The sequence below is a fragment of the Campylobacter felis genome (assembly GCF_030250085.1).
GTDB classification, from domain to species: domain Bacteria; phylum Campylobacterota; class Campylobacteria; order Campylobacterales; family Campylobacteraceae; genus Campylobacter_D; species Campylobacter_D upsaliensis.
Map to the genome: position 1 here is coordinate 24,706 of NZ_JANURX010000013.1, position 10,287 is coordinate 34,992.

A 10,287-nucleotide genomic window follows, 5' to 3' on the forward strand; every position below is an offset into this window, starting at 1 on the left:
ATTATTTATGATACATTGCGTTTAAAAAGTTTAAATTTACCTTATTTTAACACAAATTAGCTAAAGTTTAAAAAATGTAAAGTTAAGGTTTAAAAATGATTCCTTTTAGCGATGAAGAATTAATAAATCCTGTAAAAAAAAGCTTAGAAAAATCTTTGCCCATTTTGGAGCGTGATGGAGGGGGACTTGAATTTTTAGGTGTAAAAAATGGCGTAGTTTATGTGCATTTAATCGGCGCTTGTAAGGGCTGTGCCTCCAGTGGCATTACGCTTAAATATTCTCTTGAAAGACAGCTTAAAATCGACATACACCCTGAAATTAGCATTATAAATCTAGAAGGTGGGGAGCAAGAATTTGCAAAATTATAGAAAGATTGCATTAAAATATTTAAAAATAGGCGATTTTAATAACGCCCTTATTTATCTTTCCTTAGCTTATAAAGAAAAAAAAGATGAGCATTTGTTAAATCTTATTAGCCTCTGCGAATTTGGACTTGAAAAAGAGCAAGAAGCTAAGGCTTTGCTTGAATTTTATCTCAAACACGCAAAAAGCAAAAAAATGCAAAAAGATTTTGAAAGCGTTCTGACTTTAGTGATGTTTAAAGCAAACATTAAAGATGAATTTGAAGATGGACACGCTTTAAATTATAGAGATTTTTTAGAAAGCGTGAAAAAAATAGGCTTTAAGAAAAGTTTTGAAAATATTATTTTTAATGCTAAATTAATCATTGATGATAAGAAAGATTTTTTAAATTTTTTAGAAGAGTTATGCAAAAATGGCTATGAGGAAGCGGCTTTGAATTATATCGAAGATATTTTTCCGCATTTTTGGGATCACGAAAATTTTATAAAACTCAAAAAACAATTTAAAGGGTTTAAGGGTGAAAATAAAGCTAAATGAAACTTTTATCACGGATAATTCAAGCGAGTGTGAGAAAGATTGCTTTTTTTTAAGCTGCTTTCAAAATGCCAAATTTAAAGATGAAGCCGTAAAAAAAGGTGCCAAAATCATCGATGTGGAAGAGACTAAGAAGCTTTTAGGTATCGATGAAACAATTAAAATCATCGGCATCACAGGCACTAATGGCAAAACGACAACCGCAGCGGCGATTTATTCTATCTTGCTTGATTTGGGCTTTAAATGTGGGCTTTGTGGGACAAGGGGAGCTTTTATTAATGATGAAAAAATCGATGAAAAGTCCTTAACCACTTCGCCGATTTTAAAAACTTTAGAATATTTACAAAAAGCGACCTTAAAAGGGTGTGAATTTTTTGTGATGGAAGTAAGCTCCCACGCTTTGGTGCAAAATCGCATCGAGGGACTTTGTTTTGCGGCGAAAATCTTTACTAATTTAACGCAAGATCATTTAGACTTTCACGGCTCTTTTGAAAATTATAAAGAGGCAAAAGAGAGTTTTTTCACAGATGAAAGCTTGAAATTTATCAACAAAGACGCCTTTCATATCAATTTCAATGTCAAAAATGCCTACACTTATGGCATAGAAAATCCCGCTTTTTATCAAGTTAAAGCTTATGCTTTAGAAAATGAAATTGACGCTTTAGTTTTAGCTAAAAATCAAAGCTTTCACATACACTCATCTGTTTTGGGACTTTTTAATCTTTACAATCTTTTAGCTGCTAGTGCTTGTGTTAATGAGCTTGTAAAGCCAAATTTGGCAGATTTAGAAAGGGCTATTAGTGGTTTTGGTGGAGTTTGTGGAAGGGTGGAGAAGATTGTAGAGGGAGTGATAGTCGATTTTGCTCATACTCCAGATGGGATAGAAAAGGTGCTTGATAGTTTGAAAAATAAAAATCTCATTGTCGTTTTTGGAGCAGGAGGCGATAGAGATAAGAGCAAAAGGGCTTTAATGGGAAAAATGGTCGCTCATTATGCAAAAAATGCTATCATTACAAGTGATAATCCCAGAAGCGAGGATCCTAAAAGCATTATGCAAGAAATTTTGCAAGGCTTTGAGGATAAAAACACCCCTTTGATGATAGAAAATAGGGAACTTGCCATTTGTAAGGCTTTAGAATTAAAAAAAGAAGACGATTTAGTCATCATACTTGGCAAAGGCGATGAGACTTATCAGGAAATTAAGGGCGTAAAATATCCTTTTAGCGACAAAGAAGTCGTGTTAAATTTTTATAAAAATCAAGGAAAATAAATGTTTGAAAATTTAGACTTTTCTAAAATGGGCGAGCTTTTAAACAAGGTGCAAGAAAAGGCTAAGGCTATGGAGCTTGAGCTAGACAAAAAGGAGTTTAGTGCTAAAAGCGGTGCGGGACTTGTGAAAGTAAGTGCAAATGGCAAGGGAGAGATTATTGATGTTAGCATTGATGATTCTTTGCTTGAGGATAAAGAATCTTTGCAAATTTTACTCATAGCGGCAATTAATGATGTTTTGGCTATGGTCGCACAAAATAAAAATAGCATAGCAAGTGATATGCTTGGAGGTTTAGGAGGGCTTAAGATATGAGAATTTTATTGACTTTTTTTGTTTTATTTTCTTTTATGTGGGCGATTGAAAGACCGAGATTTGAGGACTTTGCCGCAGGGTATGAGAGGAATAAGGCAAGTATGTTAAATTATGAAGGTATGCAAGCCTTTGTTTTAAGCGAAAATTTATTAGCCGTTTTAAAAACGCCTAACGCAAAGCTAAATCAATATGTCAAATATGATCCTTTTTTAAATTTATATCTTGTAAGAACGCCCTTTTCTCTTATCCCAACGCCTATGGCAGATGAAGAAAAGCTTACTAGAAACGACTGGGTGGGTATTTGGGACCCAAATAAGCCTTATATAGGACACATTAAGTATTTAGCACAAAATATTGACGAAAAAGACCAGCTTGACTTTCAAAGTAAGGTAGGACTTTTAGGTGAGCCTTGTTGCAATATGCTAGGCATAGCTCTAAATAACAGCTCTTTCATAGGTAATCGCTATCTTAAGCATTTTATGAAATATAATGATGTGTATTGGGGTGATATAGGAGTCGATTTTGTCGTAAGAGAAAATAAAATTTATGTAGGAAATGTCCGTAAAAATCCGCAATTTTTAGTCAATGATGAGCTTATTAGCATTGATGGAGCTAATGTGCGTGATGTAAGAAAGGTCAATGAGAGAATACTTTTTGCCGATAGAGGAAGCACGATTTATTTTGGTGTTAAAAGAGATAATCAGGATTTAAATATCTCTAGCATAGTGTTTGAAAAGGACATTAGCCATTTTAATTTGCCAAGCAATAAGCCAAAACCTGCTCCAACAAGTTTTAGAAGTAATCTTGGCTTAAGTGTCAATTCTGCTCTTATCATAACTAAAGTCGATACCAACTCAAAAGCAAGTAGGGCTGGCTTTATGGTGGGAGATAAAATTTTACGCGTTAATAATGAAATGATTAAAAATTTCAAGCAGCTTCAAGACATTTTAGCTAAGGGTAATGATTTTAACATACTCCTAGAAAGACTAGAGAAAAAACTTCCTTTGCATCGTTTTGATAATAATCTTGACTTATCCCAAAAAAGTGATGGAAAATTTCAATTTTTCATAAGGCTTGTGAAGTGAATTTGAGGGAGGAATTTCACAAGCACTTAATGCGAAATCTACCTCAAATTCCAAGTTTCCACCCATTTTTTAACGAAGCCTTAGCAGTGATGTTAAAAGCTGGGGGGAAGTATTTTCGCGCTCAACTTCTTTTAAATGTGGTTTATTTTTACAAAAAAGAGCGTTTTAAAGAAGCGCTGGATGCGGCTTTAGCTTTAGAATTTATCCATACTTATTCGCTTATACACGATGATTTGCCCGCTATGGATAATGCCGATTTTAGACGCTCTACACCCACCCTACATAAAAGCTACGATGAAACAACGGCGATTTTAGTCGGCGATGCTTTAAATACGGAAGCATTTTTGCTTTTAAGTCGCTTAAATTTGTCCGCCACAATCTCTCTTAAACTCGTAGAAACTCTTGCTTTTAATGCGGGGCTTAATGGTATGATTATAGGGCAGGCGATTGATTGTTATTTTGAAGATCAAAAGCTCAACTTAAAAGAATTAGAATTTTTACACACACACAAAACCGCCAAACTCATCGCGGCAAGTTTAAAAATGGGCTGTCAAATTTGCGAACTTGACGAAACAATAACTAAGCAACTTTACGAACTAGGCTTAAAACTTGGCTTAATTTTTCAAATCAATGATGATATTATCGATGCGACTTTGAGTGAAAAAGAAAGCGGAAAACCGACAAATGCCGATACACATAAGAATTCTTTTGTGAATTTATTAGGACTTAAAGAGGCTAAGAAGTGCAAAGATAAACTTTTAAAAGAGTGTCAATTTGAGGGTTTAAATGCTAATTTTATCGCAAATTTAAAAGACCTAATTAAAGAATATTTATAAAGGAAAACAATGTTAAAAAAGCAGGCGAATACTTTAAGATTTTTAAGTGCAGATATGATACAAAAGGCAAATTCAGGGCATCCGGGTGCGCCTTTGGGCTTAGCGGATATTATGATCGTTTTAAGCAGACATTTAAGTCATAATCCTAAAAATCCACAATGGCTAAATCGCGACCGCCTCGTGTTTTCAGGTGGGCACGCCTCAGCTTTGCTGTATAGTTTTTTGCATTTAAGTGGCTATGATGTAAGTTTGGAGGATTTAAAACATTTTCGTAGGCTTCACTCCAAAACGCCCGGACACCCAGAAATCACAACACCAGGTGTAGAAATAGCCACAGGACCTTTAGGACAAGGCGTGGCAAATGCCGTAGGCTTTGCTATGGCAGCGAAAAAAGCACAAAATTTACTAGGTAAAGATTTGATTAATCACCAAATTTATTGTTTGTGTGGCGACGGGGATTTGCAAGAGGGTATTAGCTATGAAGCCTGTTCTTTAGCGGGACTCCATAAGCTTGATAATTTAATTTTAATTTATGATAGTAATGAAATTTCCATTGAGGGTGATGTTGGCATTGCTTTTAATGAGGATATTGTGAAGCGTTTTGAGGCACAAGGCTTTGAAGTAGAGCAAATTAATGGGCACGATTTTGAGGAGATTGATGTGGCATTTTGCAGGGCGAAAAAAAGTTCTAAACCTTATCTCATCATCGCCAAAACAACCATAGCAAAAGGTGCTTTAGAACTTGAGGGCTCTCATCATAGCCACGGCGCACCTTTGGGCGAGGATTTAATCAAAAGGGCAAAAGCAAAGCTTGGCTTTGATGAAAATGCTAATTTTATCATTGATGAAGATGTGAAAATTCGCTTTTTAAGTGCGGTAGAGCTTGGTGACTTGAGCGAGGCAAAATGGAATAAGACTTTAGAAAATTCAGGCAAAAAAGAACTTCTCAATAAGCTTTTAAATCCTGATTTTTCTAAAATAGAATTCCCAAATTTTAAAGGTAAAGACCTAGCCACTAGAGATAGCAACGGCGAAATTTTAAATGTTTTAGCTAAAAATTTGGAGGGTTTTTTAGGAGGGAGTGCAGACCTTGCACCGTCTAATAAAACAGAACTTAAAGCAATGGGCGATTTTGTAGAGGGTAAAAATATCCATTTTGGGATAAGAGAACACGCTATGGCGGCTATTAATAACGCCTTTGCGAGATATGGACTTTTCCTACCTTTTTCGGCGACTTTTTTCATTTTTAGCGAGTATTTAAAGCCAGCAGCAAGGATAGCGGCTTTGATGAAACTTAAACATTTTTTCATTTTTACCCACGATAGTATAGGTGTGGGCGAAGATGGTCCTACGCACCAACCCATAGAGCAATTGAGCACTTTTAGAGCTATGCCAAATTTTTTAAGCTTTAGACCAGCTGATGGGGTAGAAAATGCTAAAGCGTGGCAGGTGGCTTTAAAAAATGAGTGTCCAAGTGCCTTTATCCTTTCAAGGCAGAAATTAAAAGCCTTAGATGGGGCTATTTTTGGTGATGTGGAAAATGGGGCTTATTTATTAAAAGAGCATCAAAATCCTACATACACGCTTCTAGCAAGTGGTAGCGAGGTAAGTCTTTGTTTAGATGTGGCTTTGGAGCTTGAAAAAGAGGGAATTTTGTGTAATGTCATCTCTATGCCTTGTTATGAGCTTTTTGAAAGGCAAGATAAAGCCTATAAAAAGAGACTTTTAAAGGGCAAGGTTATCGGTGTTGAAGCGGCGAATTCTAAAGAGCTTTATCAGTTTTGTGATGTGCTTTATGGGATTGAGAGTTTTGGCGAAAGTGGTAAGGATAAGGCTGTATTTGAACATTTTGGCTTTAGTGTGCCAAAGCTTTGTGCCTTCGTGCGTCAAATTTAACGATGAAAACACTATTTCAAATTCAAAATCAAACGCTTTTTGTTTTAGGAATTTGGGATAAAAATAGCATTGCAGATTTTAAAATTACTGATTTTATTAAAAATTTTCAAACGCAGTGTATTTTAGACTTTCATCAATTAGAATTTATTGATATGGCTGGAGTGAGATTTTTCCTAGCTTTAGAATATGAATTGCAAAAAAGAGGCATTGTGAGTCAAAGAGTGCATTTAAGCGAGAAATTTAACGCCTTATTTGAGCTTTGTGAGAAGAATTATCAAAGAATTTTAAAAGAGCCAAAAAAGCATTTTGATACAGCGGAATTATTCATCAATCTAGGCGTTTTAAGTCTTAATCTGCTTGGGATTTTAAAACAATTTATTTGTTTTGTTGGCGAATTTTTTACCGCGTTTTTTCAGTGTTTTAAAAAGCCTAAAACCTTTCGTTTTGTCGCTTTTTTGTATCATATAGAAAATTCAGCTCTTAAAGCCCTACCCATAGTGATTTTGACGGCTTTATTAGTGGGCGTTGTTTTAGCTTATCAAGCAGCGTTTCAATTGGCACAATTTGGTGCAAATATTTTCATAGTTGATTTAGTAGGAATTTCAGCCACAAGAGAGCTAGCACCTCTAATAGCGGCTATTGTGATAGCAGGACGCAGTGCGAGTTCATACACCGCACAAATTGGGGTGATGAAGATTACCGATGAAATTGCCGCGATGAATACTATGGGTTTTTCAACCTTTCATTTCATCATTATCCCACGCGTTTTAGCTTTAGTCGTGGCTATGCCCTTAATCGTTGCGGTGAGTGATTTTGTTAGTATTTTTGGAGGTATGATGGTCGCTCATCTTAATTTGGATATTAATTTTGCTGAGTTTTTACGCCGTTTTAAGGAGGCTGTGGATCTTAAGCATGTTATTATAGGCTTGATAAAAGCACCTATTTTTGGTTTTTTAATAGGATTAATTGCTTGTTTTAGAGGTCTTGAAGTCAAACACACAACGCAAAGTATAGGAATTTACACAACTAAAAGCGTGGTTAATGCGATTTTTTGGGTGATAGCCTTTGATGCTTTGTTTTCTGTCATTTTAACGCAAATGGGCATATGATGGTTATTTGTGCGAAAAATATCGTTACCAAATTTGGCTCTAAATGTATCCATAATGGCGTCAGTTTTGAGGTGAAAAAAAACGAAATTTTTGGCATTTTAGGAGGAAGTGGCAGTGGTAAGTCTGTGCTTTTAAAACAAATGCTTTTATTAGAGCATTTTGATAGTGGAGAGTATGAAATTTTAGGCTTTAAGCTTAAAAACATCAGCGAAGAAAACGCACAAATTTTACGCTCAAAATGGGGCGTTGTGTTTCAATTTGCGGCTTTGTTTAGCTTTTTTTCTGTTTTTGAAAATATCGCCATACCTCTTAAAGAATATACAAATTTAAACAATGAAGCTATTAAAGAACTTGTGATGATGAAGCTTAAAATGGTCGGCTTAAATGAAAATGTTTTAAAGCAGTATCCAAGTGAGTTAAGTGGGGGTATGCAAAAAAGAGTAGCGATAGCTAGGGCGTTAGCACTTGATAGCCGTTTGCTTTTTTTGGACGAGCCGACTTCTGGACTTGATCCTTATAGCTCGCGTGAATTTGATGATTTGGTTTTAAAACTTAAGCAAAGTCTTGATTTAAATATCATTTTAGTTACGCACGATAAAGAAAGTATGAAAAATATTTTAGATCGTTTTATCATCTTAGAAGATAAAAGGGTCGCTTTTTGTGGCACTTTTAGCGAATTAAAAGTGCAAAATGAAAGACTTTTTAAAAGATTTATGGAGTAAAAGTGGAAAATAAGGCAAGTTATTTTTGGGTTGGAATTTTTATTTTTGGAGTGTTTTTTGCAAGCCTCATTTTTATGCTATGGCTTGGAGGGTATTCAGAAGAAGAAAGTTTTGAATACTATGAAATTCACACGCAAGAATCAGTCGCTGGACTTGGACTTAAAGCCCCCGTAAGACTTCTTGGCGTGGAAGTTGGAAGTGTGGAAAATATCAGCATTTATACAAAACAAAACTTAGGAGTTAATATCCTCATCAAGGTCAAAAAAGAAACGCCTATTAAAGAGGACACTTTTGCGACTTTACAGCTTCAAGGTATTACCGGGCTTAAATTTATACAGCTTCAAGGAGGAAGTGTGAATTCCAAAAAGCTAACTAGCGATGGTGGCTACCCTGTGATAGCCTTTAGGGAAAGCTTTTTAGCGACCATTGACAGACAGGGAGAGAGGATTTTTTCTCTCATTAAAACAGCGGACGATAAAAGCAAAAAGCTTTTAAGCGATGAAAATTTACAAAACATTGCAATGTTGCTGAAAAATTTAGCCCAGCTTAGTGAAAATTTAAATGCAAATTCTAAGGCTTTAAGTAAAAATTTAAACGAAGCTAGTAAAAATGTCGCTTTGATGGCTAAAGAAGTAGAGCTGAGTGCGAAAAATTTACGCCAAACTTTACAAAATGTCGATGAAAGTAGCAGGGCTTTCACGCTTTTAATGCAAAAAGGCACTAGGAAAATAGATAGCTACGATGAGCTTCGCGATGCCCTTTTGGAGGACTTAGAGCTTCTTAAAATTTGGCTTTTAGAGAGTAATAAAGCCATTAAGAATTTGCAAAGAAGTCCGTCTGATTTAATCTTTAAAGAAACTCAACCCAAACTAGGACCAGGAGAGAAATGATGCGAATTTTTACATTTTTTTTGCTATTTTTTTTAAGCGGGTGTGCTAAAATTTCTGTGGATAAAGAGCAAAGCCTCATTTTAAAGAGCTATGGTTACGAAAAAAGTCTCACACACTCGCAAAAAACGCTTCAAATTTTAAAGCCTAAAGTTCCACTATATCTAAATTCCAAAGAAATTATTTATGTAAAAAAGGGCTTAAGTGGGACTTATGCTTATCATTTTTGGGCGGATTTACCGAGTAATTTTTACCGCTGAGCAAATCATCACAAGTGAGGGAAATTTCGCAAAAATAAGCCTTAGCGTAACGCTTTTTGACATCAAAGAGCAAAAAATTCTTGAAAATGAATTTTTTGAAGTGCTTGTCGTGCTTGAAGATTTGCAAATGAATACTTTAATTGTAGGTTTTGAGAGAGGTTTAAACGAACTCTGCGATAAGATTATTGCGTGGCTTACGAAATTTAGTTAAAAGAGGAACACTTTTTGCTTACCTAAACTTAGCAATATTTGAAAGGAAGCAAATGAAAAGTGAATTAGACATTTTAAAACAGCATTTAGGCGAAGTCGATGGGGTGAGCGAATTTAAGGCTAAACAGCTTTGCTCACAAATTAGCGATGCAAACGATTTTATAGGCGCTTTGCAAGTTCTAGACCTAAGTCTTAAAAAAATTCAAAATAATATCACTCAAAGACTTCAAAAGGATACAGACGAAGTGCAAAAACGCACTTTAGACGCAGCTTCATCGCAACTTGTGAATAGCTGCTCTTTTATGGGGACGGCACTTTTTGATAATATTTTTAATGTGTATGTGGGACAAAAGCTTTTTGAATTTGAAATTTCAAACCCTCTTTTAGTGCTTGATAAGGGCGGATATGAGGGAGTTTTAGCTTACATCGAAGATAAGAGAGAGGAAATTAAAGCAAATTTAAGTGAGCTTAGTGGGGCGATTTTAATGGGAGCTAATCTTAATACCACCTCAATGTTTGACACCGCTCAAGACTTTAAAAAACTCTTCAAGTAATCCCCATTTCAGGGATTACCCTTTCATTTTTTTTTTTTTTGATAAAATACCGCTTTTAATTTAGACAAAAGGAACACTAATGATCATCAATCCAAACTCCGCCACACAAAGAATCAAAAATCATCTTTCTTATAAACTTGGTCAAGAATTAATCAAATATAACACGGGGGGGGGGGGGGGGGTAATATCCTTACTCTTTAAACTAAACCATATCAAAAAAAAACATAATAAAAATCTTAAAAATTACCA

Annotated in this window: 14 protein-coding genes; all 14 read left to right on the forward strand. The window is 35.2% G+C overall.

Translation table 11 applies throughout. The features are described from left to right. The first annotated feature begins 95 nt into the window (after positions 1–95). Positions 96–368, forward strand: coding sequence for a NifU family protein (locus NYG92_RS07260; protein ID WP_289233976.1), 273 nt, complete (start codon positions 96–98; stop codon positions 366–368). Further along, on the forward strand, positions 355–900 hold the full coding sequence (locus NYG92_RS07265) for a hypothetical protein (RefSeq protein WP_027304689.1): 546 nt from the start codon (positions 355–357) through the stop codon (positions 898–900). Before NYG92_RS07260 ends, NYG92_RS07265 begins: the two co-directional genes overlap by 14 nt. Continuing rightward, positions 881–2,167 (forward strand): UDP-N-acetylmuramoyl-L-alanyl-D-glutamate--2,6-diaminopimelate ligase, encoded by a 1,287-nt coding sequence (locus NYG92_RS07270; protein ID WP_289233977.1) that lies wholly within the window; start codon positions 881–883, stop codon positions 2,165–2,167. The genes NYG92_RS07265 and NYG92_RS07270 overlap by 20 nt, the downstream gene beginning before the upstream one ends. Then, positions 2,168–2,479: a YbaB/EbfC family nucleoid-associated protein gene (locus NYG92_RS07275; protein WP_004277858.1), complete on the forward strand. Its 312-nt coding sequence runs from the start codon at positions 2,168–2,170 to the stop codon at positions 2,477–2,479. Next, positions 2,476–3,564: a DUF7488 domain-containing protein gene (locus NYG92_RS07280; RefSeq protein WP_289233978.1), complete on the forward strand. Its 1,089-nt coding sequence runs from the start codon at positions 2,476–2,478 to the stop codon at positions 3,562–3,564. Before NYG92_RS07275 ends, NYG92_RS07280 begins: the two co-directional genes overlap by 4 nt. Beyond that, entirely contained in the window at positions 3,561–4,400 is an 840-nt protein-coding gene (locus tag NYG92_RS07285; RefSeq protein WP_289233979.1) for a polyprenyl synthetase family protein, read from the forward strand. The genes NYG92_RS07280 and NYG92_RS07285 overlap by 4 nt, the downstream gene beginning before the upstream one ends. Positions 4,401–4,409: 9 nt before the next feature. Next, positions 4,410–6,296 carry a transketolase gene (tkt, locus tag NYG92_RS07290; RefSeq protein WP_289233980.1) on the forward strand — a complete coding sequence of 629 codons (1,887 nt, stop codon included), beginning with the start codon at positions 4,410–4,412 and terminating at the stop codon, positions 6,294–6,296. A 2-nt stretch (positions 6,297–6,298) separates the two neighbouring features. Further along, positions 6,299–7,405: an ABC transporter permease gene (locus NYG92_RS07295; protein ID WP_289233981.1), complete on the forward strand. Its 1,107-nt coding sequence runs from the start codon at positions 6,299–6,301 to the stop codon at positions 7,403–7,405. Beyond that, positions 7,405–8,127, forward strand: coding sequence for an ABC transporter ATP-binding protein (locus tag NYG92_RS07300; protein ID WP_289233991.1), 723 nt, complete (start codon positions 7,405–7,407; stop codon positions 8,125–8,127). Before NYG92_RS07295 ends, NYG92_RS07300 begins: the two co-directional genes overlap by 1 nt. Positions 8,128–8,129: 2 nt before the next feature. Continuing rightward, the gene (locus tag NYG92_RS07305; RefSeq protein ID WP_270977783.1) at positions 8,130–9,017 is read left to right on the forward strand and encodes an MlaD family protein; all 888 of its coding nucleotides are present in this window, start codon (positions 8,130–8,132) and stop codon (positions 9,015–9,017) included. Next, positions 9,014–9,274, forward strand: a complete 261-nt coding sequence (locus NYG92_RS07310; RefSeq protein ID WP_289233982.1) for a hypothetical protein — start codon at positions 9,014–9,016, stop codon at positions 9,272–9,274. The genes NYG92_RS07305 and NYG92_RS07310 overlap by 4 nt, the downstream gene beginning before the upstream one ends. Then, positions 9,219–9,485: a hypothetical protein gene (locus NYG92_RS07315; protein ID WP_289233983.1), complete on the forward strand. Its 267-nt coding sequence runs from the start codon at positions 9,219–9,221 to the stop codon at positions 9,483–9,485. The genes NYG92_RS07310 and NYG92_RS07315 overlap by 56 nt, the downstream gene beginning before the upstream one ends. A 52-nt stretch (positions 9,486–9,537) precedes the next feature. After that, positions 9,538–10,038 (forward strand): flagellar FLiS export co-chaperone, encoded by a 501-nt coding sequence (locus NYG92_RS07320; protein ID WP_270961703.1) that lies wholly within the window; start codon positions 9,538–9,540, stop codon positions 10,036–10,038. Between the two features lie 79 nt (positions 10,039–10,117). After that, the coding region (locus NYG92_RS09230; RefSeq protein ID WP_489752804.1) for a hypothetical protein at positions 10,118–10,287 on the forward strand (170 nt) is incomplete at its 3' end.

Coding starts and splice junctions, on each gene's coding strand:
- NYG92_RS07300 (WP_289233991.1), top strand. CDS start 7,405: ATGGTTATTTGTGCGAAAAATATCGTTACCAAATTTGGCTCTAAATGT.
- NYG92_RS07260 (WP_289233976.1), top strand. CDS start 96: ATGATTCCTTTTAGCGATGAAGAATTAATAAATCCTGTAAAAAAAAGC.
- tkt (WP_289233980.1), top strand. CDS start 4,410: ATGTTAAAAAAGCAGGCGAATACTTTAAGATTTTTAAGTGCAGATATG.
- NYG92_RS07280 (WP_289233978.1), top strand. CDS start 2,476: ATGAGAATTTTATTGACTTTTTTTGTTTTATTTTCTTTTATGTGGGCG.
- NYG92_RS07320 (WP_270961703.1), top strand. CDS start 9,538: ATGAAAAGTGAATTAGACATTTTAAAACAGCATTTAGGCGAAGTCGAT.
- NYG92_RS07295 (WP_289233981.1), top strand. CDS start 6,299: ATGAAAACACTATTTCAAATTCAAAATCAAACGCTTTTTGTTTTAGGA.
- NYG92_RS07310 (WP_289233982.1), top strand. CDS start 9,014: ATGATGCGAATTTTTACATTTTTTTTGCTATTTTTTTTAAGCGGGTGT.
- NYG92_RS07275 (WP_004277858.1), top strand. CDS start 2,168: ATGTTTGAAAATTTAGACTTTTCTAAAATGGGCGAGCTTTTAAACAAG.